Raw genomic sequence first — 26,354 nt, forward strand, 5'->3', positions numbered from 1 at the left:
TACATTGGTACATTATAAAAGGATGAGTCAAAAAATTGCCATTACAGGGATGGGCATCATTTCCTCCATTGGTAACAATGTCGGGGAAAATTTTATTTCGCTTACGACCGGTAAACACGGTATTTCAGACATCGAACTGTTTGAAACACGCCACGCCGGAAGCATCAAAACGGGCGAGATAAAATTGTCTAATGAAGAACTTGTGCAGAAACTTCAGCTGGATGAAGACAACAATGTTACAAGAACCGCTTTGTTGGGGATGGTAGCCGCAAAAGAAGCTGTAGAAAGCGCCGGAATTTCGGATATCAACGAGTACAGAACCGGACTCATCTCCTCCACCAGCGTAGGCGGAATGGACATCACCGAAAAATATTTCTACACCTACGAAGATTTCCCTGAAAAGCAAAAATACATCGACGCTCACGACGCTGGAAATTCATCTTTGGCAATTGCCGAGTTATTGGGTCTGAAGGGAATGGTTTCTACCATCAGCACGGCCTGTTCGTCTGCAGCCAATGCGATTATGATGGGCGCAAAACTCATCAAAAACGGAGTTTTAGACCGTGTAATTGTCGGCGGTACAGATTCACTTTCAAAGTTTACTTTGAATGGATTTAATACGCTGATGATTTTGACGGATTCTTACAACACACCATTTGACAACGACAGAAAAGGTCTGAACTTAGGCGAAGCAGCCGCTTTCCTGGTTTTGGAATCTGATGAAATTGTCAAAAAAGAAAATAAAAAAGTCCTCGCTTATCTTTCCGGTTATGGAAATGCCAACGATGCGCACCACCAAACCGCATCCTCGGAAAACGGACAAGGCGCTTTTTTAGCAATGGAAAAAGCTTTGAAAGTTTCAGGTTTAGATAAAGAAAACATCGATTACATCAACGTTCACGGTACCGCAACTCCGAATAATGATTTGTCTGAAGGCATTGCAATGATTCGGATTTTTGGTGAAAATCAGGTTCCGGAATTCAGTTCTACGAAAGCGTTTACGGGTCATACTTTGGCGGCGGCGGCGGGAATTGAAGCCGTTTATTCGATTTTGGCGATGCAGAACAATGTTATTTTTCCAAATTTAAATTTTAAAACCAAAATGGAAGAATTTGATTTGACGCCGGTTACCGAACTGAAAGAAAAAAATATCAATCACGTACTTTCCAATTCATTTGGATTTGGCGGAAACTGTTCAACTTTAATTTTTTCTAAATAATGAGTGCGGTTTACATCAACAGTGTCGCCTGCATCTCGGTTCAGGACACTTTAAACGAAAATTTCTTCGACACTTTAAAACCTGAAAATTCAATTCAGATTTTAAAAGCCATCGAGCCCAACTATAAAGAATTCATTCCGCCCGCGATGAGCCGGAGAATGTCTAAAACGGTCAAAATGAGCTCCGTAGCTTCTACGAAAGCTTTAAAAGAAGCAGGAATTGAAAAACCCGATTCTATCATCGTCGGAACTGGAATGGGCTGTTCTCAGGATTCTGAAAAGTTCCTGAAAAATGTTTTGGAAAACAATGAAGAATTTCTGACACCAACGTTTTTCATTCAATCAACGCACAACACGGTTTCAGGACAGATTGCTCTGGGATTGCAATGTCACGGCTATAATTTCACGTACGTCAACAGCTCATCTTCACTCGAATTTTCAATGCTGGATGCGAAACTTCAGATTTTGGATGGTGAGGCAGAAAATGTTTTAGTAGGTTCAACGGACGAACAAACGGAAAGAACGATGGAGCTCTATAAATTGAGTAATTCCATTAAAAAAGAAGAAAATCTTCCGGTTGATTATTTGAATTCAACGACGCAAGGTGTGATTTGGGGCGAAGGCTCAAGCTTTTTTGTTTTAGGCAAAGACAAAACTGAAGCTTCTTATGCACAACTCAAAGATATTCAAATTTTTAACTCATTAGAACTTAATGAAACTCAACAATTCATTGAAAATTTTTTAATTAAAAACAATTTGAAAAACGAAGAGATTGATGCTGTGATTTTAGGTTTCAGCGGAGATTCAGAATCGAATGTTTATTACAAAAATGCATCGCAATTATTTCCAAATTCTTCATTACTCTATTATAAACACTTGAGTGGAGAATTTAATACAGCAAGCGGTTTTTCAACATTTATGGCCTGTCAGATTCTGAAAAATCAGGTGATTCCGGAAGTGATGAAAATTAATGATGTGAAAAAAGAAAGGATTCAAAATATTCTTTTGTACAATCATTTGGGAGGAATTGACCACAGTTTGGTTTTGCTGGAAAAGGCTTAATTATTTATATTTTAATAGCTGCTTTTGTCATTCCGTAGGAATCTAAACTCTCACAATTCTTTGCTGAGATTCCTATGGAATGACAAACACACTGCCAAAAGTAGCCGAATATTTTAAATTAAAATCCAAAAAATAAAGATGAAACATTATTCTTTTATTATTTTTTATCTTTTTCTGAATGTATTTATGTATGCATTTCAAGGAACAATTTGGGTTTACATCTTTTGCTTCATTCTATTTTCAGCAGTTGTAATTTGGGGTTCATTTGATATTAAATTAGGATATTTTGTCAATAGTTTTACTCATAAACGGACAAAAATCAAAGAAGTTGCTTTGACTTTCGATGACGGACCGACAGAATTCACACCAAAATTTTTAGATGTTTTAAAAGAAAACAACATCAAAGCCACCTTTTTCTGCATCGGAAAACAGATTCAAAAATATCCTGAAACTTTCCAAAGAATCATTGCAGAAGGTCATACGGTTGGTAATCACACTTTGTCACATTCCAATAATACCGGATTTTTACCGACTTCAAAAATGATTGAGGAAATTGAAAAATGCGATGAAGTGATGTTGAAAATTGGCAGTTTTAAAACCGATTTGTACCGTCCACCTTTCGGCGTAACCAATCCAAATATCGCAAAAGCCATTAAGAAAACAAATAAAAAAAGCATCGGCTGGAATGTCCGTTCACTGGACACGGTGATTCCGGATGAGAAGAAAATTTTAAAGAAAGTAACCAAAAAATTACAAAAAGGAAGCATTATCCTGCTTCACGACACTTCTGAGAAAACGTACAATGTTTTGGTTGAATTATTGTTATTTTTGGAGCGTGAAAAATATTCAACTTTCACTATTGATTCAATTATTAAATCAGAAAAATAAATGTTTAAAAATATAGCTTTCTTCGCCTTTTTATTAATTTCAGGTTTCGTTTTTGCCCAATCTACGGCAATGACGGGTGCCGAATCCAAAGCATTTGTGACAAAAATTTCTGCTGAAACAAAGGAAATTAAAACTTTGCAAAGCGATTTCGTTCAAACAAAAAAAATGGATTTTTTAGATAAAAACATTGTCACACAAGGGAAAATGTCTTTAAAATCACCAAACACACTGAGCTGGAAATACACAAAACCTTATCAGTACAGCATTATCTTTAAGGAAAACAAAATTTTCATCAACGACCAAGGGAAAAAATCATCGGTGGATGCAAAGAGCAAAACTTTTGAAAAAATAAATAAACTGATTGTCGGGAGTTCCAATGGAAAAATGTTCAGTGACCCTGAATTTTCTGTAGTTTATATGAAAAATTCAAGTTCGAACATTGCGAAATTTACTCCGAAATCTGCGCAGTTACTGAAATACATTAAGCAAATCGAACTTCATTTTCCTAAAAATCAGTCGACAGTTTCGCAAGTGAATATGACCGAAGCTTCGGGAGATACTACGAATATTGTTTTTAAAAACACCAAAATCAATGCGCCGATTCCTGCTTCTGAGTTTTCTTTATAGTTCATTTTTGTTGCTGATATTTTCGTGCAAAACGTATCAGCTGACAGATGCAAAACCAATTTCAAATTCCAAAAAAGAAGTTGAAAATCTGTACTTTTCTTCAAACGAAGATTATGTTTACAAATGCCAAATGGAAGTTTACGGCAACGACATCAGCGGAATTCTTATCATTAAAAAAATCTCCGAAATCACGCACAGAGTTGTGATGACCTCGGATTTTGGAAACAAAATGATTGACTTTGAAATCTCAGAAAATAACTTCAAACTCAATTACGTCTTGGCAGATTTAGACAAAAAAATGGTAATCAATTTTCTGAAAAATGACTTTCAGGAATTACTAAAACGAAATTATTCGGTGATTGAAAGTTTTGAAAATGAAACTTCTAAAATTTATCTTTCAAACGTTGATAAGAAACAATACTATCTGTTTTTTGACAAAAATTCTGGTTTATTAAATCAAATCATTTACACGAAAAACAAGCGAGAAAAAATCGATTTTAATTTTGAAGCAAAAAAACATACTTTTGCAGAGACAATCAATCTTCAACACAAAGATTTTAAAATAAACATCAAACTTTTCCAAATTACTGAAACTGAATAAAATATGCAAACCATTCTTACCAACTTTTACACTTTAGAATCATCCGAAAAATCAGAGAATGGAAGTTTCATTGCGAAGATAAAACTCAATCCAAATCACGAGATTTTCAAAGGTCATTTTCCTGGAAATCCTGTGACGCCAGGTGTTTGTATGATGCAGATTGTGAAAGACTTGACGGAAAATTTCACCGCTTCAAAATTGTTTTTGAAATCCGCTTCCAATGTAAAGTTTATGGCCATCATCAATCCTTTTGAAACGCCAGATTTGGTTTTACAATTGGACATCACCGAAAAAGATGGCGAACTGAAAGTAAAGAACACGACCAGTTTTGGCGAAACAATTGCATTGAAACTGTCAGTTAATTACACCAAAATCTAAGGTTATGAAATTGATTTTCACTTTGATGTTCACATTCTTCTCATTCTTCCAATCGGATTTGGAATCTTTGAGAACCAGCTATTCCAAAGCAAATTCATCCAACGAGAATGCTAAGAATTTCATTGCTTTGGCTGAGAAAAAATCATCAAACGACCCCGTAATTTCCGCTTACAAATCAGCTTCTAAAATCTTGGAAGCGAAAGTGACGACCGAAAAAAACAAACGAAAATCCTTTGTAAAATCGGGCGCAACTACCTTGGAAAGCCTCATTTCGAGCAATCCAAACAACGCAGAATTACGTGTCATCAGAATGAGCGTTCAGGAAAATATCCCGAAAATTGTGGGTTATAACAAGAATCTGAAAGAAGACAAAACCTTCCTTATCAACAACTACAGCAAGCAAAACGCTGACCTGAAAAGCTACATCAAACAGTTTGCTGGGCAATCCAAAACGATGACGGCTTCCGAAAAAGCTTCATTCAAATAATGACCATCCACGAAGTACGAAACGCCATCTTCGAAAGGAAAATCTGTGTTTTAATCCCTACTTACAACAACGAAAAAACACTGAAACGCGTCATCGACGGCGTTCTGGATTACACCCAAAACATCATTGTTGTAAACGACGGTTCCACGGATTCTACTTCGTCCATTTTGAGTGATTACGAAATTTCAATCATTAATTTGCCCGAAAACAAAGGCAAAGGAAATGCTCTGAAAATCGGTTTCAGAAAAGCTTTGGAACTTGGATTTGATTTTGCCATCACGATAGATTCCGACGGTCAGCATTATCCAGACGATATTCCCGTTTTTGTGGAGGCTTTGCTTGCGGAAAATGAAGATGTTTTGCTCATCGGCAACCGGAATATGTCGCAAGATGGCATTCCGAAGAAAAGTAGTTTCGGAAACAATTTTTCCAACTTCTGGTTTTGGTTCGAGACCGGAATCAAGCTTCAGGACACGCAATCCGGCTATCGACTTTATCCATTAAACAAAATCCCAAAAAAATATTTCACGCCAAAATTCGAGTTCGAAATCGAGATTATCGTACGAACTGCGTGGAAAAATATTCCGGTTAAAAATGTTCCAGTGAAAGTCCTTTACGACCCAGCGGAACGGGTTTCTCATTTCCGACCTTTCAAAGATTTTACTCGAATCAGTATTCTGAATACCATACTGGTTATCATCACTTTAGCCTACATCAAACCTCGGAATTTTATTCATAATTTCAGGAAGAAAAGTTTCAAAAGATTCATCAAAGAAGATGTTTTGGAAAGCGATGGAAGCAACCGTACCAAGGCGTTTTCCATTGCGTTGGGCGCGTTCATTGGATTGTCTCCGGTGTGGGGTTTTCAGACGGCTTTGACGATATCTTTAGCTGTTATTTTCAAGCTCAACAAAGTGCTGGCATTCGTCTCTTCCAACATCAGTTTTCCGCCGTTCATTCCGCTCATTATTGCGGGTTCTCTGTTTATTGGTGCGCCTTTCGTGGATGGGGAAACCAATTTTCTGAATCACGAAATCAACTTTGAACTGGTCAAAAACCATCTGCTTCAATACATTATCGGCAGTATGATTTTGGCAACTTCGGTCTCCACAATTCTGGGCGTTGGTTTTTATCTTTTCCTCAACAAAGTCAATCCCGAAAACGGTTAGAATGATTTGGGCAACTTATCCGCCTTCCACTCCCAATTGTCACTCTGAGGCTCTCGAAGAATCCGTTCAAGTCGGGTTGAGCTTCGCAGAGTTTAACGCTTTCCATTAATCTGACGATTAGTCATTATTTCAACTTTCTCAAAGTCTTCTTCAGATATTTCTCAACATTCTTTTTGTCGGGAACCGTTGTAATCTCCTTCTTCAAAGCTTTTTCAAATTCAATTTTCGCTTTCTGATAATCTTTTTGATTGAAATAATATTTCCCAGCTTGATAATAAACCAACCAAAAATCAGGATTTAAAGCTTGATAATGATTGATAAATTTATCAGACAAAATTTTGTTTTCATCAAACGGAGAACTCAGTTTTTTAAATTCCTCATAATTTTTGAATTCCTGAGAATCCACAAAAGAATCTTTCGCAATATTCAGATTTGAAGTCGCAAATTTTCCAGTTTTCAATCGCTCATCAGAGAAGATTTTATTGAGGTCATAACAGACAAATTCGCCTAATTGATAAGGATTTGACGACACCCAAACCAATCGTTTCTCCGGCGAAAAAATCACAGCGTGATGCGCCAAAAGTTGGTTCAAAGCCTTCTCATTTCCATAACCGATTTGTGCTCCTTTCAAACCAGATTTATCTCGTAAAATCGAAGCCAATTTTTCAGGATTCAATTTTGGATTTTCTGTCAACAATTCCTGAAGTTTTTCATAACGATATTCCGAATGGCTTTCCGCAATGTGCTTCTGATTTCGCTCGTCATCTTTGTAAGCCTCAGACTGAAAGTGATTCGTACAAACCAATTGACTCGAATTTTCCAATTTAAAAACCCCGAAATTATCCGGCGAAACTTCAATGATTACAGCACTTTTATCATTCGCACTTCCAACCAAAATCGATTCTGAAACGAAGACTTTCCGTTTTTTTGCAATCGCAATCGCTTCATCAATATTTTTAGCAAACTGTAGAATTTCACGAGTCACAAGCGAAATCGGTGTTTTCGCGGTCATCGGAATTTTGGATTTTCCAGCGTTGATTGTAACTGTGATTCCTTCCTTATTCATTCCCGAAACCACGCCAATCATTCCCGGCCAACTGACCGACATATATGGAATTCCGTTTTCTGGTTCTACAAATTCTACCAACTTATTTTTGGCAAAATCGTCGCCGACATAAAAATCGAAATTTCTTCCAATCAGCAAATCGCCGTCTTCCGTATTTTCGTTCCAAACAGCGAGTGAAGAACAGCCAACCATCGCCAAATCCTGCATTGCGTGACCGATGTCGTGCGCGCCGTGCAAGTACAAACTTCGAAGATATTTTGGCGCAATGAAGTTGTATTTATCTGATGAGCATTGGGATAAACCATAGATTTCGCTTTGATAATCTTCCCGAACATTCAGATACATTTTCCGATTGTACCATTTCAAAAAACCATTCAACAGTTTTTGTTTGAATTTTGATGGCACAAAGCCTTCAACCTTGGAAAAGAAAATTGTTTCCTGATTTTGCATCAGATTCTGTGTCAAAGCACCGTTGTTATAGCCCAACTGCAATGGATTTCCGTGGATGTAGAGTTCCCAAAGTTGCTGTTTATTTTTGGTCAGATAATTTTGATTAAAGCTAAAAGTTGAGTCGTTTATTATTTTAACTTTCGGGATTTCAAGAGAATATTGGCTGATTTGCGGAACGTGATTGATGGACTTTGAAACGCCACACGAAATGACATTTAAAACAAAAAACAGATAAAGTAGAACTCTATTTTTCATCGGCTTGATTTAAAACTTGAGTCAATCTTTCGTCAATCAATTCTTTTCCCAGAATCTCCGAGCAAGTGTTGAACGCGCCAATTGTACATCCCAAAATCCCGTGCATATTCACGCTTTGACCTGTCAGAAAAAGGTTACTGACCTTGGTTTTCGGCGAGAAAATCGTTTTCATCGGATTGGACGAATCTTTCGTATAGCCGTACATATTTCCCTTGTAACCGCCGATGTAATCGCGGTAAGAAAGTGGCGAAGAGGTGTGAACAGCTTTGATTTGAGAACGCAGTTCCGGAAATTTCTTTTCGATTTCAGAAATCAACTTTTCAGCTTTTTCAGTTTTGAATGCTTCGTAATTTTTTCCCCGTTCGTGTTCTTCAGCAACCGTGTTGAAAGTGTTTTCCCATTGTTTTACCTCATCATAATTCATATAAGTCAGAATGGTCAAACTTTCTGCGAACTCAGGATTCTGTTTGGAAGCCGTTGCGGAAAGCATATAAGATTCTGGCCAATTTTCCTCAGAATAATCGGACTGATTCCAGATATTTTCTTCGTTTTTATAATGGTAATAATTGAAATTAAAATGTTTGAAAGTCTTCGGTTTTAGAACAATGTAAACGCTGAAACACGAACTTATCGGTTCTAACTCATCAATTCTTTTGGTGAAAGATTTCTTAAAATGTTCTTTACCAATCAAATCCAAAGTTGTTTTTATCTCAATATTCGAAATGAATTTTTCCGCAAAATATTCTTTTCCGGTTTTGGTTTTTACGGATTTCAAAATTTGTTCCTCATCGAAAATCATCTCTGAAACTTCGGAATGTTTATAGACTTCTGCGCCGTAATTTCTCAATTGTTTAATCAGTAATTTTGAGATTTGACTTCCGCCGTTCGTACATTTATACGCACTTTGAATGTACGAATTGACAGTCAAGGCGTGAACATACAAAGGCGTTTTATCCGAACCTGCATAAAGAAAATTGGAGCCTGCTAAAACCGTTTGCAATTTCTTGTTTGATGTAATTGATGCTATAAAATCTTTGGCATTAATGTAAAGAATGTCTTCATCATATTTTCCATCGCCCACAAGATTGTACCTTGGAAATTGATTGCAAACGCTTTGAATTTCATTAACATAACTAATTAAATTCTCTCGCTCCTCAGGAAAAATAATTGATAATTGATTTACAAAATTGTCGTAACCTTGAGAATGTGGATATTCGATTTCGTCGTTTTCAAAAGTGATTTTGTCGAATCCGATTTCGTCCATTTTCTCGAGATTCAAATCTTGGATGATGCCGAGATATTTAAAATATTGATGGAGATTCTGACCTTCGGAAAGTCCACCCAAATAATGGACGCCTGTATCGAAAATGAGTTTGTCACGCGAAAAGGTTTGGAGGTTTCCGCCGTATTGGTTATTCTTTTCTAATACGCATACTTTCAGTCCCTCTTTCGCCAAAACCAAGGCAGAAACAAGTCCACCAATTCCGCTTCCGATGACTAGTATGTCGTATTGTTTTTTCAATTTTTTTGAAGTGAGATGTTAGAATTTAGATAAGAGTATATTCAATGAATTTTATTTTTTCACTCATTGGTGACTGCTAAATTTAGATTCCTACGGAATGACAAAATTGGGTTTTTAATTTGAAATGTTAATCTACGACAAATCTGCAACCCGGCTTGAGCGGACCCTTCGAGAGCTTCAGAGTGACAATTGGGAGCCCTTCGACTTCGCTCAGGATAAACTACAGACGGATTAAGTTGCCATAAATATATTGAAAATCAATCAATATCGTCCCAAAAGTCGAAGTAATTGAACCATTGGAGTGGATATTTTTTGAGCATCGATTCCAGATTTTGGACGTAGGAGTTGAGCAAGCCTTGAGAATCGCGGTTTTTGATGTTCTGAGCGACTCGCGCATAGAGATGATAATGGAGATTTTTTTCCTTCATCACATAAACATAAACCACGGGAACGCGCAATCTGGAGGCGATGAGAAAAGGTCCAGCGGGAAATTTGGCGGTTTTTCCGAGCAAGTCGGCTTCCAGAAATTTGGAGCCTTCGAAATATCGGTCGCCTGTGAAACAAATCAGTTCGTTGTTGGACAAAGCTTCGTTGATTCGGAAAATGTGCGACATATCGTCCTTCACAAAAATGAATTTGATGTTGCTTTTCTTGACGGAGATGCTTTCCATATATTCTCTGATGGCCGTCACTTCCTGGTCTGTCGTGACAAGGTTGATTTGCGCATCAAAATCGATGTCGGCAAAAAAATTTTCAGCGATTTCGAAATTTCCGATGTGTGCGCTAATGAGAACTCCACCTTTTTTCTCAGCGAGAAGGTTTTTGAGATTTTCAATGCCATCGAATTCGTAGGTGAATCGGTTTCTTAAACCAACAGAAATGGCGGTTTTGTCAATCAAAACTTTACCGAAGACAAAATAGCTTTTGAAAACGGAAAATTTGGTTTTCAAAGCACTGAAATTCAGTCTGTTTTTAAAATAATAAGAAATATATTGGTTGCTTTTCTTCTCGAAAATGAAGTAGTAGGTCGCAACGAAATAGAGGACAAAATAGGAGCTTCGGATTCCGATATTCTTGATGCACCAAACGAAAATCTGGTAACCTAATATCGTTCCTTTGGATTTGCCTTTCCATTTGTTCATAGTTTCAATTTAACAATAAATCAATTTAACAGTTTGACAATGATTTAGAATACTATTAGATTGAAAAAATTGTTACGCCTTTTCAGTAATTTTTTGTTCTATCGTGTTATAGAAATCTTCAAACGTGATGACTTTTTTGAAGTCCGCCTCACCCAATTTTACACCAAAATTAGACTCGATAACCACGACCATATCGATATAATCCAGGCTGTCCAAGCCCAGTGTGGTTTTGAAGTTGGCATCATTGGCGATATCATCGCGGTCCACCTCAAATTCATTGACAAGAAAATCATTAGCAATCGTAATAATTTTTTCTTTTTCCATAACTTTATTTAAACAAATTTTTTAACAATCAATGCAGAATTGGTTCCTCCAAATCCGAAAGAATTCGACAAAAATACGTCAATTTTTTGATTTTTGGTTTCGGTGATGAGATTTATCTTTTTTGCGTCGTCGTCTGGATTTTCGAGATTGATGTTTGGTGCGATGAAATCATTCTGCATCATTAGAATAGAATACACAACTTCACTTGCGCCAGCCATCCAACATTCGTGGCCGGTCATAGATTTGGTGGAGCTTACAGGAATTTCGTTTCCGAAAATCTCGTGGATTGCTTTTGCTTCATTCGCATCGCCCAAAGGTGTGGAAGTGGCGTGGGCATTGATATAATCGATATCTTTTGGCGTGAGGTCGGCTTGTTTCAGAGACCTTTCCATTGCTAGAGCTGGCCCGTCGACATTCGGTGTAGAAATGTGTCCGCCGTTGGAAGAAAATCCGTAGCCGACAATTTCGGCTAAAATATTGGCACCTCTCCTCTGTGCAGATTCCAGGCTTTCAACAATCAAGGTTGCTGCGCCACCGCTTGGAATCAGTCCATCACGTCCGGCATCAAATGGTCTGGAAGCTTTCGCAGGTTCATCTTCACGAACAGAGAAAACGCCTAAGCCATCGAAACTTGCCATTGAAAATTTGTTGGTTTCCTGGGCGCCTCCGCAAACAACAATGTCTTGCATTCCGTTCTTAATCAGCAAATAAGCTAAACCTAAAGAATGAGAACCGCTGGCGCAAGCCGCACTAATTGTCAAATTAATTCCTCTCAGTTTGAAAATCGTTGAAAGGTTCATCGTCACAGTGGAATTCATTGATTTGAAAATCGCCCCTGAACCCATCAATGTGGTGTCGTGCTTTTCTCTCACGGTGTCAATTGCTTCTACAACTGCCTGAGAAACACTGTCATTACCGTATAAAATTCCGACTTCGTTGGCATCAAGAAATTCCTGTTCAATGCCAGCCTGCTTTAAAGCGTCAATCGTTGCCAGATAAGCATATTCGCTTTCTTCGCCCATACTGATGCGCTGTCTTCTGCTGAGAAGGCTCTTCAAATCTGGCTTGGGAACACGGCCTGTTAAACCTGACCTGTAGCCAAATTCCTTTCTTTCCTCATCCAAAACAATTCCGGATTTTCCGTGATAGAGCGATTCTTTAACTTCTTCCAAAGAAATCCCAATGCAGGAATAAATTCCCATTCCGGTAATGACGACTCTGTTTTCCATTTTTAAAATTTAACAATGTATCAGTCTAGCTATGTAACAATTACAATCATTGGTAAACTGGTAAATTTTTAGATTGTTACATTGATTATGAATAAATTCCTCCGTTGATATTGATCACCTCGCCAGTGATGTAAGACGATTTTCTCGATGCTAAAAATGCAACAAGGTCAGCCACTTCTTCCGCTTCACCAAAACGGTTGGCGGGAATCATTGCTTTCAGTTCTTTCTCATCAAAATCCTGGGTCATATCGGTTCTGATAAATCCTGGTGCTACGGCGTTGACAGTGATATTTCTTTTCGCAACTTCCTGAGCCAAAGCTTTTGTCGCTCCCACTACCGCACCTTTTGCTGCAGAATAATTGGTTTGTCCGGCTGTGCCTTTCATGCCAGAAACAGAAACCATATTGATGATCCTGCCGTATTTGTTTCTCAATAATTTCTGAATGAAAAAATTGGTCACATTGAAAAAACCATTCAAGCTTGTGTTGATCACAGAATTCCAATCCTCGGATTTCATCCACATAAAAAGTCCGTCTCTCGTGATTCCCGCGTTATTGACGATCACTTCTACCAAAGATTCTGGATTCTTCTCCTGCCAATCGCCAAGAACATTCAAGGTTTCTTCGGCATTTCCTACATCAAATTTAAGAATTTCTCCTGTAGAACCCAACTCTTCCACTTTTGATAAAGTTTCCTTTGCGGCGTCTTCGTTTGAAGTATAATTGATAAGAATGTGATAGTTTTTTTCCTCCGCCAGTTTCAGACAGATCGCTCTACCAATTCCTCTGGATCCTCCTGTTATGATTGCACACTTCATTGGTTGTAGTTTTTAGATTTAATTAAGAACAGACTCCAAACTTTGGGAGCTGGTCATTAATATTTATAATTCTTCAGATATTGCTTCACACCTTCCAAGTACGGATACATTACCATATCTTCTGAGAAAGCTGGAATAATCTTTCTGATCTCTGTATAAAGTTCTTTGGTAGATGATGAGATCTTATCCTGAAAACCAAGATACTCAACTGCCTGGACGATTGTAATTGCTTCTATCGCTAAAACTTCAAAAGCATTTTCAATCACCTTTCTGCAGACCACCGCCGCATTGGTTCCCATACTTACAATATCCTGATTGTCATTGTTATTAGGAATACTGTGAACGTACATCGGGTTGGACAACATCTGACTTTCTGCCGTTGTAGAAGTCGCTGTGAACTGAACGCCCTGCATTCCAAAATTGAATCCTAATTTACCCAAATTCACAAATGGTGGGAAGATCTCGTTGATCTTAGCATTTAACAAATAATTCAATTGTCTTTCGGCTAACATTGTCAGTTTCGTCACAACAATTTTCAGCTTGTCCATTTCGAGCGAAATATAATCGCCGTGGAAATTTCCGCCGTGATAAACGTGCTGATCCTCAACATTGATGATTGGATTGTCGTTTGCAGAATTGATCTCATTCTCCAGCACTTCTTCTGTATATTTCAAAGTGTCTAAAACTGGTCCCAAAATTTGCGGAACACATCTCAAAGAATAATATTCCTGAACCTTTTCCTTGAAAACTTTATCTTGCTCTTCGAAACTTGTATAAAGGTGGTCTTCTCTTTTTCTAATTAATTTACTGTCAGACAAATATGAGCGCATTTTCTCTGCTACTTTTTGTTGTCCAAGATGTTTTTTGGTCGCATTGAGCGATTCAGAAAAATGGTCATCGTAAGCCTGAACCAACTCGTTGATAGCGCAAGATAATTTGATAGAAATTTCAGTTAATTGATTGGCTTTGTATGAGTTGACGATTCCAATTCCTGACATCACGGAAGTTCCGTTCATCAAGGCAAGACCTTCGCGGATCTCAACATTGATCGGTTGCAATCCTTCAGTTTCGAAAACTTCTTTCGTTGATTTTCTTTCTCCTTTGAAGAAAACTTCGCCTTCACCGATTAGAACTAAAGCTAAGTGAGCTAATTGAACCAAATCCCCACTTGCACCGACGCCGCCGTGTTCGAAGATCAGTGGCGTAATATTTCTGTTTATCAAATCTTTAAGCAAATTAACAACAGAATCGTGAACACCAGAACGACCAAGCGACAATGTATTAAGCCTAGCCAACATACAAGCCTTTACTTCATCTGCAGGCAATGGATTTCCGATGCCAGAAGAATGACTTCTGATGAGATTGTACTGAAGCTGATGCGTGTCCTGATCATTGATCTTGAACTGTGCCATAGGTCCGAAACCTGTGTTGACACCATAGATCACTTTATTTTTAGAAAATTCTTTCAGAAATTGGAAACTGGCGTTCACTCTTTGTAAAAGTGTATCGTCCAATTCTATGTTTTCATTTTCAATGATTATCCTCTGGAAATCCCTTATATCTAAATGGTTGCTAATTTTCATTAATTATCGTAATAAAAGATAAAATTGTAATATAATTAAATATTTGTCATTAATTTTGCGCAAAGATAAAAGTTTTATTAAACAAATGGACAAAGAAATTGTTGATGTTTTGGTAATTGGCGCCGGACCTTCGGGTTGCGTTTCCTCTGCTTTTCTGAAAAAGAACAACATCAATGTGAAAGTTGTTGAAAAAACGTTATTTCCAAGACTCGTGGTAGGCGAAAGTCTAATTCCGAGAGTGATGGACCATTTTGACGAGGCAGGATTGTTTCCTGCGCTAGACAAGATGGGTTTTGAAAAGAAACTTGGTGCCCGTTTTATGCGAGGAGACGAAGTTTGCATTTTCGATTTTAGCGATAAATTCGGGGAAGGTTGGGATTGGACCTGGCAGGTTCCGAGAGCGGACTTTGACAACACTTTAGCGCAAGAAGTGATCAATAAAGGCGTTGACCTGGAATTTGAAACCGAAGTGATTGGGATCGAGTTCAATGGAACGGATTCTATTACCACCGTCAAAAACAAAGACGGAAAGACGAAGGAAATTCACGCAAAATTTGTCATCGATTCCAGCGGTTATGGTCGCGTTTTGCCAAGATTGTTGGATTTAGAAAAACCTTCTAAACTCTCTCCACATTCAGCCATTTTCGCTCACGTGAAGGATATCAACAGAGAAGAAGGTGTGGAAGGCACTTTAATTTCATTTGATATTATTGAAACCGAAGTTTGGCTTTGGGTCATTCCTTTTTCTGATGGAAACACCAGCATTGGAATCGTTGGACCAACTGATTATATTGATAAACTCTCGGAAAATGGCGACACAACGGAAGCTTTGAGAAAAGCCATTTCACTTTCTGATTATTACGTCAAACGTTTTGGCGATGTAGATTTTCTTTTTGAGCCTAGACATTTGAAAGATTATTCTTGTTCCGTAAAAAAATTATTCGGAGACGGATTTGCATTGACTGGAAATGCTTCAGAATTCCTCGACCCCGTTTTTTCGTCAGGAATGGCGTTTGCTACAGAATCTGGAATGCTTTCCGCAAAGTTAGCCTTAAGACAACTGAACTGCGAAACCATCGATTGGCAAAAGGAATATTCGGACTACATTTTATACGGCGTGAATGTTTTCACCACTTATGTGAAGGAATGGTACACCGGAAATCTTCAGGAATTATTTTTCCATCAACCAGAAAATCCCGATGTGAAGAGGAAAATATGTGCGGTTCTCGCCGGCTATGTTTGGGATAAGAAAAATCCATTCGTCAGAATCCACGATTCTGCTGTTAAGAATCTTGCGGATTTCATCAAATTAGAAAAATTGGAGCAACAATAAAAAAAGGTCTGAAAATTCAGACCTTTTTACTTTTTCTATCTAACAACTTTTTTCAAAGCCTTGCCAACCAGCTTCCCAGTTACTTCGTAAGCTGCGGCAATTCTTCCATATTCCATCGTGAAATCTTTATTCGTCTTTTTGCCAAGAATAGCGTCGCCTTGGATTTTCATCACGACTTTCGAAGGATTCTCTGTTTCTACAAAAACCAAATCAGATGTCAACTTTCCTTCCTGAGCCACCAAACCTGCGTGCCAGCCCGCATAAACCCATTTCGTGTCAATAATTAAGGTATATTTTGGCTTCACATCTTTTTTAAAAACCACCTGCTTAGACCATCCATTGACACCTTTCAGGAAATAATTAAGATATTCTGCATCTTTATAAGTTTGCCAAGCTTCTGACCATTTTGTCCAAGCCTCGGCGTTTTTCTTCGCCAAAGTTTCAGCTTTTCTTTTTTCTAAATATTGTGCTTCTGTATAATTTTCTGCTTGAAAAAGGACGTTATCAAATTTCATTTGAACATTGACCTCAGATTGGTCTTTTAAAAAATCAAAAGTTCCAGATTCAAAATTCAATTGGTTCTGGGCAAAAGTAAATGTCGCAAACATAAGAACGACAAGTAACAATAGTTTTTTCATAGTTATTAATTGAGTAAAATTTTAATTTCGTAAATCTATAAAATTAATTGGTTTACGGCTATTTGGATTAAAAACATTTTTCGATAATACTTCAAAATCCAAAACTTCGATTTTCGGACTCACTCTCAATTTTGCTCGGAAATGGTCTCTCACTTCGTCCACAAAATTTTCGGTCTCGTTGTCTGTACTTAGTTTGATAATAATTTCATCCAAACCAATTTCGTCTGATTTGATAACGATTTGATAACACGAAACATTTCCGAAATCATTCATAATATCGTTCATCGCAGGCGGATAAAGTGTGGTTCCTTTATACTTTATCATTTGCTGTTTTCTACCTAGAACAGGACCAAGACGCATCGTATTTCTACCACATTTGCAAGGTTCATAATGCGCTTTCACCAAATCTCCAGTTTTAAATCTTAATAATGGAATTGCTTCAACACCCAAACTTGTAATCGTCAATTCGCCACTTTCGCCTTCTTTTACAGGATTTTCATTTTCATCGAGGATTTCTGTAATAATCAATTCCGGATGATGATGACCACCGATTTGAAATTCGCATTCCGTGAAAGCCGTACTCATTTCTGTCGAAGCATACGTCGAAAACAGTTGAATATTCCATCTTTCTTTGATTTTTTGAGACAGAATATTATCTGTGAAATCTTGATTCTTAAGACCTTCACCAATGCAAATCGCGCCGTAAACGCTGGAATTTTTATAATCGATACCGTGTTTCTCAGCGTAGTCTATCATTTTCAAAAGGAAAGAAGGAACGGTGATGAGATATTTCGGTTTGTATCTGAAAATTGAATCCCATTGCAATTCCGGAATTCCTGGTCCCATTCTCACAACACTTGCTCCCATTTTCCGAAGTCCAAGAAAATACGCCAAACCAGCCATAAATCGTTTATCGATAGTTGTTATCATCTGCACAACATCGCCTTTTTGGATTCCGGCGCAGGCAAAGGAAATCGCTTCGTTGTAAGCCAATCTTTCCAAATCCTTATCCGACAATCCGAAAGTCACAGGGTCGCCCAAAGTTCCGGAAGTTGTGCTGTAATCCACAATTTCAGTTTGAGGGACACAGAAAAAATCCTGATTGTTTGCCTGAATATCATTCTTGGAAGTCGTCGGGATTTTGACTAAATCTTCCAAAGTTCTAATTTCATTAACATCAATATCGTTGTCTTTGAAAAGTTTCTGATAATATGGCGATTTCTCGTTCAAATATTGCAGTTGCTCCCGAAGTTTTTCTTCTTGGAACATTTTTATTTTATTGGGATCGGAAAATTCGATGTCTGGAAATAAGTTCAAAATAATGGGTTTTAAGCAAAGTTAGAAATATTAAAATTTTGAGCAATCAAAAGCTATCCCGCAAACTCGTGGAACGGCAAAACTTCTATGATTTTTCCATCTTTTTCAAAATGGTCTTTCTGATTGAATGTGATGATTTTTCCTTTTTCTTCATCGAAATAATTCAGTGCATCCAGCAATCCAGCGATTTCCCGTTGCAAGTTATCTTGATTCAAATCATAGCAAACCTGTATTATTTCCGCAGGTTTTCCTTGCTTGATAGCGATAAAATCACATTCTTTTTTTTCATTAAAATAGTAAACTTCGGGAAATTTTCTTCTTAAATGCAAATACACCATATTTTCCAAACGCCTTCCCAATTCGTCCGTAAAAACGATGGAAGCGTGCGTAAACAAACCCAAATCCACAACATAAACTTTCTTCGGATTTCGAACTTGCGTTTTCAAAGAATAACTGAATTTTGGGAGAAATTGCACCAGATAAGTATTTTCCAAATGAGAGAAATAATCGGCGATTGCACTCACCGATTTCAAACCGAATAAATCTTTCAATTTGTTTGCAGAAACAAGTTTTCCTATATTTGATATGAGATAGATTGCCAATTGTTGCAAAGAATTGATGTCGCGTATTCCGTATCTCACGGCAATATCACGGTTCAAAACATCTACCAACAAACGTTGCAAAACCAAACCATTATCCAAATTTAGAAACTCCGGAAAACCACCTTCCATCATATATTCTTCAACTGAAGAACTATTGTTTTCTAAATTTTTAAACTCTAAAAATTCACGATAAGAAAACGGAAAAAGTTCATATGGAAGGTTTCTGCCTGTTAATTTCGTCCCCATTTCTCGACTTAGCAAAGTCGCATTAGAACCCGTAACTGCAACTTTGAAACCTTCATCTAATTTCTGCCGAACATACAATTCCCAACCTTCAACAATTTGTATTTCATCAAAAAATAAATTTTTCACATTTTTTTCTCTGATGATGACATCTAATTTCTGAAAATCCGGCAATTCGAAACCGGCCAATCTTGGGTCTTCAAAATTCAAAAACAAAGATTGGTCTTTATTATCATTCAATAATTGTAGTAAAAGTGTACTTTTTCCAGCTCTTCGAACGCCAGTTATAAGCAAAACAAAACTTTCATACAAAGTTATTTCCTCTAATTTCTCACGTTGCAATCCTATTTTTTTTTCCAAAAAATATACATTTTGGTACTCGACTATTTCTGTTAATTGATTATTAGACAGCATAATAATAATTTTATTCAATACAAATGTATAAAACTTAATTTTATTATCAAACACATATATCCATTACTAACAAACATAATTGTTTTTTATAATCAAATAATATCTTCCATTATTAATGAAAAATATTCTCCATTTTAAAACAACAGATAATTTTCATTCAATTTTAAACCCACATTTTCAAGCTCAAAACCCATTAATTAATCGACAAAAATCACTAAATTCGCAAACTTAATCTATCAAAAACAGATTTGAGACATTGAAAATGAGCAAGTTCACAGAATATAAAAATCTTAGCCTAACCGAAACTGCAAAAAACGTTGCAGAATTTTGGAAAACCAACGATACTTTCAAAAAATCCGTAGAGATCCGCGAGGGACAGCCGGAGTTTGTTTTTTATGAAGGACCGCCTTCCGCCAACGGAATGCCGGGAATTCACCACGTAATGGCGAGAGCGATTAAAGATATTTTCTGTCGTTTCCAAACGCAATCTGGAAAACAGGTTTTCAGAAAAGCAGGTTGGGACACGCACGGACTTCCTGTGGAATTGGGCGTTGAGAAAGAATTGGGAATTACAAAAGAAGATATCGGCAAGAAAATCAGCATCGAAGAATACAACGAAGCCTGTAAAAATGCTGTGATGCGCTACACCGATGTCTGGAACGATATGACCGAAAAAATCGGCTATTGGGTGGATATGGAAAATCCGTACATCACCTACAAACCAAAATATATGGAGTCGGTTTGGTGGCTTTTGAAACAAATCTATGACAAAGGTTTACTGTACAAGGGTTACACAATTCAGCCTTATTCTCCGAAAGCCGGAACTGGTTTGTCTTCTCACGAAGTCAATCAGCCAGGCGCTTATCGTGATGTTTCTGATACGACGGTTGTAGCCCAATTCAAAACGTTGCCAGAAACTTTGCCTTCGTTTTTACAAGGTTTTGGCGATATTCATTTCTTGGCTTGGACGACGACGCCTTGGACTTTGCCTTCCAACACCGCTTTGACGGTCGGTCCAAAAATCGATTATGTTTTGGTGAAAACTTTCAACCAATATACTTTTGAGCCAATCAATATTGTTTTGGCGAAAGCGTTGGTTGGAAAACAGTTTGCGAAGAAATATGCGGAAGGAACTGATGAAGATTTCGCGAATTACACTTCTGAAAGCAAAGTTATTCCTTATCAAATCTTAGCAGAATTTAAAGGTGCTGATTTGGTTGGAATCAAATATGAGCAACTTTTAGATTACGCGAAACCTTATCAAAATCCGGAAAACGCTTTCCGTGTGATTGCTGGAGATTTTGTAACAACTGAAGACGGAACTGGAATCGTGCACACCGCCCCGACTTTTGGTGCAGACGATGCGAAAGTTGCGAAAGAAGCGACGCCTGAAGTTCCGCCAATGTTGGTTTTGGACGACAATGGAAATCCGGTTCCGTTGGTCGATATGCAAGGGAAATTTTTATCGATTGTAAAAGACGACACTTACGGTTTTGCGAATGAATATGTGAAAGGCGAATACCTGAATGATGATGAAAAATCTGTAGAATTCAACATTCAAAAAGAAAATCTAAAAGCAATCATTTCTGATTTGAAAGCGTATCTTTCTGTTGATGAGCGAATTGCCTTAAAATTAAGAAAAGAAAATAAAGCCTTCAAGGTTGAAAAATATGTTCACAGTTATCCGCATAGTTGGAGAACTGATGAGCCTTTGTTGTATTATCCGCTTGATTCCTGGTTCATCAAAGTGACTGATGTGAAAGACAGAATGTTCGATTTGAATGAAACCATCAACTGGAAACCAAAATCTACAGGTGAAGGCCGTTTCGGAAATTGGTTGAAAAATGCCAACGACTGGAATCTTTCCCGCTCGAGATATTGGGGAATTCCGTTGCCGATTTGGAGAACCGAGGATAAAAAAGAAGAAGTTTTAATCGGTTCTGTGGAAGAATTGTACAACGCAATTGAAAAATCTATCGAAGTTGGTTTTCAGAAAGAAAATCCGTTCAAAGGTTTCGAAATTGGAAATATGTCGGAGGAAAATTACGCGTTGGTTGACCTTCACAAAAATATTGTGGACCAAATCACTTTGGTTTCAGAATCCGGAAAACCAATGAAACGTGAAAGCGATTTGATTGATGTTTGGTTCGATTCCGGAGCGATGCCTTATGCGCAATTGCATTATCCTTTCGAGAACAAAGAACAAGTTGACAATAACAAAGCTTTCCCGGCAGATTTCATCGCAGAAGGTGTTGACCAAACTCGTGGTTGGTTTTACACTTTGCACGCGATTGCAACGACTGTTTTCGATTCTGTAGCTTATAAAAATGTAGTTTCAAACGGTTTGGTTTTGGACAAAAACGGACAAAAAATGTCCAAACGTCTTGGAAATGCCGTTGACCCATTCGAAACACTTTCAGTTTACGGACCGGATGCGACGCGTTGGTATATGATTTCCAATGCGAATCCTTGGGAAAATCTGAAATTTGATATTGAAGGCATTGATGAAGTGCGTAGAAAATTCTTCGGAACGCTTTACAATACTTATTCATTCTTCGCTTTGTACGCAAACGTTGACGGTTTCAAATATTTGGAAAGCAACATTGAAAACCGTCCTGAAATCGACCGTTGGATTTTGTCTGAATTGAATTTATTAATTAAAGACGTGAAATCTTTCTACGAAGATTATGAACCGACAAAAGCTTCCAGAGCAATCAATAATTTTGTTAATGACAATCTATCGAATTGGTACGTAAGACTTTGCAGAAGACGTTTCTGGAAAGGCGATTATTCTGATGACAAAATTTCGGCTTACCAAACGCTTTACACTTGCTTGGAAACTGTAGCGAAACTTTCCGCGCCAATTGCGCCATTTTTTATGGACCAATTGTTCCAGGATTTGAATAAAGTTACTGGAAAAGAATTGGTAAATTCTGTTCACCTGACAGATTTCCCAGTGGTGAATGAGAGCCTGATTGACCAGGATTTGGTTGAGAAAACGCATTTGGCTCAGCAAATTACTTCGATGGTTTTTTCATTGAGAAAAAAAGAAAATGTGAAAGTTCGTCAGCCACTTCAAAAAGTGATGATTCCGGTTCTTGATAAGAAAACTGAGGAACAAATTTTGGCCGTTTCAGAATTAATAAAACAAGAAGTAAATGTGAAGGAATTGCAACTCATCAACTCCGAAGAAGCCTCGCATCTTATTGTAAAACAAATCAAACCAAATTTCAAAACCCTTGGTGCGAGATTAGGAAAAGATATGAAAACTGTGGCTGGAGAGATTGCCAACTTCACGTCTGAGCAGATTGCAACCTTAGAAAAAGAAGGAAAAGCAACCGTTTCCGGATACGAAATTACGACTGAAGATGTGGAGATTTTCACAAAGGATATCCCCGGATGGACCGTTGCAAGCGAAGGAAAAACAACTGTGGCATTAGATTTGAAGCTGACGGATGAATTGAGATCAGAAGGCGTTGCACGAGAGTTCATCAACAGGGTTCAAAATCTTAGAAAAGAGAAAGATTTTGATTTAACGGACAGGATATCAATCCAATTGGAAGAGAATTCGCCGTTCCAGACAGAACTTATTAACAATGATGCATATATTTCTGAAGAAGTATTGTCAGATAAAATAGAATTTGTAAATTCACTTTCAAATTTCGATGAAATAGAGATAGATGAAGAAAAATTCAAGGTAAAGGTTGAGAAAAAATAAACGATTTTTTATTATTGTTAAGAAATTGTGAATTGATAATTCTTTATTGATGTTTTTTAAATTTTATTTCTATCTTGTTTATTGAAATCAGCGTTGCTGCTAGAAATGAGAAAAGCTAAAAAAAATAAAAATTGAACAATTAATAACAATGGAAATGGCCGACGAAAAATTACGCTATAGTGACGCAGACCTTCAGGAATTCAAACAACTGATTCAAGATAAAATTGATAAGGCAGAACATGATCTTGTTTTGATCAAGGAAAGTTTTATCAATGACCAAAATAATGGGACAGACGACACTTCGCCTACCTTCAAAGCTTTTGAAGAAGGTGCAGAAACTTTGAGCAAAGAGCAGAACTCTATCTTGGCAGGAAGACAGGAAAAATTTGTACGTGACCTAAAACACGCACTTATTAGAATCCAAAACAAAACCTATGGAATCTGCAGAGTGACAGGAAAACTGATCCCGAAAGAAAGATTAAGAGCCGTTCCTCACGCAACCTTGAGTATTGAAGCAAAGAATATGCAACGATAAAACATTATTGTTGTAAAAACATAACTTACAAAGCAAGAAGCATTTCTGATGTTTCTGCTTTGTATTTTTTTTATAAGGATGGTTCTAATTATTATTTTACTTTTGGCGGTCTTGATCGGTTTTTTTGTCTTTAAAAACAAATCGGTCAAAAATATTTTCCAACCCGAGCAGAAATATTATACGATTGATGATGAGTTCAATGCAAAACGCAAGGAACGACAAGATGAAATCGACAAACTTCTGAGCAAAATCGGGAAAAATGGATTGGACGACCTTACAGAAAAAGAACGCAAAAGACTGGACGAACTTTCTCGCAAATAAGTAATTTGAATTACATTTGCAAAAAATTTCTATTCTCAGAAATTGAATATAATCATCAATTAAAATTAAAAAATTACAAGATGGAATCCATAATTGTACACCCAAAAAACGCGATGGAACTCACGGCGCTGAAAAGTGTTCTGAAAGATATGAACATCGAGTTTGAAAAATTTCACACCAAAAATAATTTTCACAATAAGAAAACGGTTCAGAAAATCAACGATAGAAAAGAGAAAAAAATAACGAGAACGCCTAAACCAAAAGGATTGTAATGAAGAAAATAATTGCAATTACGTTTCTAATCTTATTAATTGACCAGTTTTCCAAAATCTACGTCAAAACGCATTTCTACCTCGGCGAGAGCATCAACGTTTTTGGATTGGATTGGTTCAAACTGACTTTTGTTGAAAATCCTGGAATGGCTTATGGACTGCATTTCGGAGGACTTTGGGGCAAATACGCTTTGATTATTCTAAGAATTGCTTTGGCCATCGGAATGGTTGTACTTTTCAAAAAATGGCTGAGAGAAGGCGCTTCCAATTACCTCATCATTCCAATGGCAATGATATTTGCCGGCGCAATCGGGAATGTTTTCGATGGGATTTTCTACGGTGTGATTTTCGACAGCGGAACGTTCTACGACGTGGCTTCCGAAAGATGGATTGATTATGGAGGTGTTTCCAAACTCACCGCATTCGGAGACGGCTATTCTGATTTGATGAAAGGTTGCGTGGTCGATATGTTGCATTTTCCTTTGGTAGATACGACTTGGCCAGATTGGGTTCCGATTTTCGGGGGCAACAGAATTGAGTTTTTCAAATACATTTTCAACGTTGCAGACAGCTCGATTACGGTTGGCGCATTGTTCTTATACATTTTCAGAAAGAAAGCCTTCCCAAATGGTTTGGATTTTTAACGTATGAAAATTTTCAAAAAAATATTAGTTACAGGACTGATTTTCTTCGGATTATCAGTTCTTTTTGTTTTGTTCGCGAACTACACGATTGATTATGAGGCAGAAGATAATGTAACTTCTGACATCGGAAATCTTCCGAAAGAGAAAGTTGGACTTCTCTTGGGAACGAGCAAAATCTTGGCGAATGGAAAGCCGAATCCATATTTCGTCAATCGGATAAAAGCTACGGCAGAACTTTACCACGCAGGCAGAATTCAAAATATCATTGCGAGCGGAGACAACTCCAGAAAAAATTACAACGAACCGGAAGATATGAAGAATGCGCTCATTAAGTTAGGCGTTCCAGCTGATAAAATCTATGAAGATTTCGCTGGTTTCAGGACTTTGGATTCTGTGATTCGGGCTAAGGAAATTTTTGGACAGGAATCTTTTATCGTGATTTCTCAGCGTTTTCACAACGAGCGCGCCATTTATCTCGCACACAAAAACGGCATCTCAGCTTATGGCTACAATGCGAAAGATGTGGACAAAGAAGCAGGTTTCAAAACCAATGTGAGGGAAAAATTTGCAAGAGTGAAGGTGTTTTGGGATTTCTTTTTTGGCGTGGAACCGAAGTTTGGAGGAGAGAAGATTTTGATTAAATAAGTTTTATTATTTTAGTAAATCTCCAATTCTCTAAATATTTTTTTAAAATTAATTAAACTAAACTATGAAAACAATTATTCACTTCTTACTGTTTTTTCCTCTGGCTTTTTTCGGGCAAAATATGAATATGGTTGACAACAATCCTTACATTGAAGTGATTGGTAGCGCAGAAAAAGAAATTGCACCAAACATAATTACTCTAAGAATCGTACTGCAAGAAACAAACGACAAAAATAAAATTACGATTGACGAACAGGAAAGAACCTTAAAGGAAAAACTTAAGGCAGGCGGATTCGATTTAAAAAACCTCGTCATAAGAAATGCCAATGCAAGTTTGCTGAAACTGAGCAGAAAAACTAATGATGTCATCAACAGAAAAGAATATCTAGCTAAAGTTGGAAATTCTGTAGAAGCTTATAAGATTTTCAAAATATTAGATGAAATCAATGTGAAGGAAGCAAGTATTTTTGAAACAAATCATACTGACATTCAAACGTTCAGAAAAGAAGTAAAACAGTTGGCCTTAAAAGTTGCAAAAGAAAAAGCAACCGATTTGCTAAAATCAATCGATGAGCAAATCGACAAACCATTAATCATACGCGAAATTGACGAGAACGAAAGCATTCAAATTAAAAATACATATTCTAATGTAGCTGTTGGATATTATCAAGAGGAAACATCTGCGAATGATTATTTGGACATCAAACCTATCAAATTGAAATATCAGATGTTTGCAAGATTCAAAATTAAATAAAGACAACAGAAGTTACAGTACTAAGATTCGTAATAGTCATTACATTTAAATTAAAATCACAAATCCGCAAGCAATTATCAAATCTTCAACCGAAATTTGA

At 37.2% G+C, this 26,354-nt stretch carries 26 protein-coding genes; 16 read left to right on the forward strand and 10 right to left on the reverse strand.

The window, feature by feature from the left end; all coding sequences use genetic code 11:
• The first annotated feature begins 22 nt into the window (after nt 1-22).
• The 8 genes from PQ459_01425 to PQ459_01460 all read left to right on the forward strand — a co-directional run bounded on the left by PQ459_01425 (nt 23) and on the right by PQ459_01460 (nt 6,430).
• On the forward strand, nt 23-1,219 hold the full coding sequence (locus PQ459_01425; protein ID WDF47154.1) for a beta-ketoacyl-[acyl-carrier-protein] synthase family protein: 1,197 nt from the start codon (nt 23-25) through the stop codon (nt 1,217-1,219).
• The gene (locus PQ459_01430) at nt 1,219-2,280 is read left to right on the forward strand and encodes a beta-ketoacyl synthase N-terminal-like domain-containing protein (protein WDF47155.1); all 1,062 of its coding nucleotides are present in this window, start codon (nt 1,219-1,221) and stop codon (nt 2,278-2,280) included. The genes PQ459_01425 and PQ459_01430 overlap by 1 nt, the downstream gene beginning before the upstream one ends.
• A 138-nt stretch (nt 2,281-2,418) precedes the next feature.
• Entirely contained in the window at nt 2,419-3,168 is a 750-nt protein-coding gene (locus tag PQ459_01435) for a polysaccharide deacetylase family protein (protein ID WDF47156.1), read from the forward strand.
• Nucleotides 3,169-3,795: an outer membrane lipoprotein carrier protein LolA gene (locus PQ459_01440; protein WDF47157.1), complete on the forward strand. Its 627-nt coding sequence runs from the start codon at nt 3,169-3,171 to the stop codon at nt 3,793-3,795.
• Nucleotides 3,761-4,396 carry a hypothetical protein gene (locus PQ459_01445; protein WDF47158.1) on the forward strand — a complete coding sequence of 212 codons (636 nt, stop codon included), beginning with the start codon at nt 3,761-3,763 and terminating at the stop codon, nt 4,394-4,396. Before PQ459_01440 ends, PQ459_01445 begins: the two co-directional genes overlap by 35 nt.
• Nucleotides 4,397-4,399: 3 nt before the next feature.
• Nucleotides 4,400-4,774: a 3-hydroxyacyl-ACP dehydratase gene (locus PQ459_01450; protein WDF47159.1), complete on the forward strand. Its 375-nt coding sequence runs from the start codon at nt 4,400-4,402 to the stop codon at nt 4,772-4,774.
• 4 nt (nt 4,775-4,778) lie between these two features.
• Nucleotides 4,779-5,261: a hypothetical protein gene (locus tag PQ459_01455; protein ID WDF47160.1), complete on the forward strand. Its 483-nt coding sequence runs from the start codon at nt 4,779-4,781 to the stop codon at nt 5,259-5,261.
• On the forward strand, nt 5,261-6,430 hold the full coding sequence (locus PQ459_01460; GenBank protein WDF47161.1) for a DUF2062 domain-containing protein: 1,170 nt from the start codon (nt 5,261-5,263) through the stop codon (nt 6,428-6,430). Before PQ459_01455 ends, PQ459_01460 begins: the two co-directional genes overlap by 1 nt.
• Before the next feature lie 124 nt (nt 6,431-6,554).
• Here the strand turns inward: PQ459_01460 and PQ459_01465 are convergent, their stop codons facing one another.
• The 7 genes from PQ459_01465 to PQ459_01495 form a co-directional block, all read right to left on the reverse strand.
• Nucleotides 6,555-8,201 carry a C45 family autoproteolytic acyltransferase/hydrolase gene (locus tag PQ459_01465; protein WDF47162.1) on the reverse strand — a complete coding sequence of 549 codons (1,647 nt, stop codon included), beginning with the start codon at nt 8,199-8,201 and terminating at the stop codon, nt 6,555-6,557.
• Entirely contained in the window at nt 8,191-9,723 is a 1,533-nt protein-coding gene (locus PQ459_01470) for an NAD(P)/FAD-dependent oxidoreductase (protein ID WDF47163.1), read from the reverse strand. Before PQ459_01470 ends, PQ459_01465 begins: the two co-directional genes overlap by 11 nt.
• A gap of 257 nt (nt 9,724-9,980) precedes the next feature.
• A complete protein-coding gene (locus PQ459_01475) occupies nt 9,981-10,865 on the reverse strand; it encodes a lipid A biosynthesis acyltransferase (protein WDF47164.1) in 885 nt (294 codons plus the stop codon).
• Between the two features lie 72 nt (nt 10,866-10,937).
• Nucleotides 10,938-11,189: a phosphopantetheine-binding protein gene (locus PQ459_01480; GenBank protein WDF47165.1), complete on the reverse strand. Its 252-nt coding sequence runs from the start codon at nt 11,187-11,189 to the stop codon at nt 10,938-10,940.
• 8 nt (nt 11,190-11,197) lie between these two features.
• Complete coding sequence (locus PQ459_01485) at nt 11,198-12,418, reverse strand: beta-ketoacyl-[acyl-carrier-protein] synthase family protein (protein ID WDF47166.1); 1,221 nt, start codon at nt 12,416-12,418, stop codon at nt 11,198-11,200.
• Nucleotides 12,419-12,503: 85 nt separating this feature from the next.
• Nucleotides 12,504-13,235, reverse strand: coding sequence for a 3-oxoacyl-ACP reductase FabG (fabG, locus tag PQ459_01490; GenBank protein ID WDF47167.1), 732 nt, complete (start codon nt 13,233-13,235; stop codon nt 12,504-12,506).
• Nucleotides 13,236-13,291: 56 nt separating this feature from the next.
• Complete coding sequence (locus PQ459_01495) at nt 13,292-14,818, reverse strand: aromatic amino acid ammonia-lyase (GenBank protein ID WDF47168.1); 1,527 nt, start codon at nt 14,816-14,818, stop codon at nt 13,292-13,294.
• An 85-nt stretch (nt 14,819-14,903) separates the two neighbouring features.
• Between PQ459_01495 and PQ459_01500 the strand changes: the two genes are divergently transcribed.
• Nucleotides 14,904-16,151 carry an NAD(P)/FAD-dependent oxidoreductase gene (locus PQ459_01500; protein WDF47169.1) on the forward strand — a complete coding sequence of 416 codons (1,248 nt, stop codon included), beginning with the start codon at nt 14,904-14,906 and terminating at the stop codon, nt 16,149-16,151.
• Between the two features lie 35 nt (nt 16,152-16,186).
• Here PQ459_01500 and PQ459_01505 read toward each other — a convergent pair whose 3' ends face one another.
• From PQ459_01505 to PQ459_01515, 3 genes are all read right to left on the reverse strand, one after another.
• Nucleotides 16,187-16,789 carry a hypothetical protein gene (locus tag PQ459_01505; GenBank protein WDF47170.1) on the reverse strand — a complete coding sequence of 201 codons (603 nt, stop codon included), beginning with the start codon at nt 16,787-16,789 and terminating at the stop codon, nt 16,187-16,189.
• Nucleotides 16,790-16,810: 21 nt separating this feature from the next.
• Nucleotides 16,811-18,058 (reverse strand): AMP-binding protein, encoded by a 1,248-nt coding sequence (locus tag PQ459_01510; GenBank protein ID WDF48676.1) that lies wholly within the window; start codon nt 18,056-18,058, stop codon nt 16,811-16,813.
• 101 nt (nt 18,059-18,159) lie between these two features.
• Nucleotides 18,160-19,311 carry an ATP-binding protein gene (locus PQ459_01515; protein WDF47171.1) on the reverse strand — a complete coding sequence of 384 codons (1,152 nt, stop codon included), beginning with the start codon at nt 19,309-19,311 and terminating at the stop codon, nt 18,160-18,162.
• A gap of 316 nt (nt 19,312-19,627) precedes the next feature.
• On the opposite strand from PQ459_01515, the gene ileS reads away from it, so the two are divergent.
• The 7 genes from ileS to PQ459_01550 all read left to right on the forward strand — a co-directional run bounded on the left by ileS (nt 19,628) and on the right by PQ459_01550 (nt 26,254).
• Nucleotides 19,628-23,083, forward strand: a complete 3,456-nt coding sequence (ileS, locus tag PQ459_01520; protein WDF47172.1) for an isoleucine--tRNA ligase — start codon at nt 19,628-19,630, stop codon at nt 23,081-23,083.
• Nucleotides 23,084-23,237: 154 nt separating this feature from the next.
• On the forward strand, nt 23,238-23,618 hold the full coding sequence (locus PQ459_01525; GenBank protein WDF48677.1) for a TraR/DksA C4-type zinc finger protein: 381 nt from the start codon (nt 23,238-23,240) through the stop codon (nt 23,616-23,618).
• Nucleotides 23,619-23,696: 78 nt separating this feature from the next.
• Entirely contained in the window at nt 23,697-23,939 is a 243-nt protein-coding gene (locus PQ459_01530; GenBank protein WDF47173.1) for a rhomboid family protein, read from the forward strand.
• A gap of 80 nt (nt 23,940-24,019) precedes the next feature.
• Nucleotides 24,020-24,211 (forward strand): hypothetical protein, encoded by a 192-nt coding sequence (locus tag PQ459_01535; GenBank protein WDF47174.1) that lies wholly within the window; start codon nt 24,020-24,022, stop codon nt 24,209-24,211.
• A complete protein-coding gene (locus tag PQ459_01540) occupies nt 24,211-24,855 on the forward strand; it encodes a lipoprotein signal peptidase (GenBank protein ID WDF47175.1) in 645 nt (214 codons plus the stop codon). The genes PQ459_01535 and PQ459_01540 overlap by 1 nt, the downstream gene beginning before the upstream one ends.
• 3 nt (nt 24,856-24,858) lie before the next feature.
• The gene (locus tag PQ459_01545) at nt 24,859-25,500 is read left to right on the forward strand and encodes an ElyC/SanA/YdcF family protein (protein ID WDF47176.1); all 642 of its coding nucleotides are present in this window, start codon (nt 24,859-24,861) and stop codon (nt 25,498-25,500) included.
• A 64-nt stretch (nt 25,501-25,564) separates the two neighbouring features.
• Nucleotides 25,565-26,254: an SIMPL domain-containing protein gene (locus tag PQ459_01550; protein ID WDF47177.1), complete on the forward strand. Its 690-nt coding sequence runs from the start codon at nt 25,565-25,567 to the stop codon at nt 26,252-26,254.
• Nucleotides 26,255-26,354: the final 100 nt, after the last annotated feature.

Origin of the sequence: Chryseobacterium sp. KACC 21268, assembly GCA_028736075.1 — a bacterium.
In the GTDB taxonomy this organism is placed as follows: Bacteria; Bacteroidota; Bacteroidia; order Flavobacteriales; family Weeksellaceae; genus Epilithonimonas.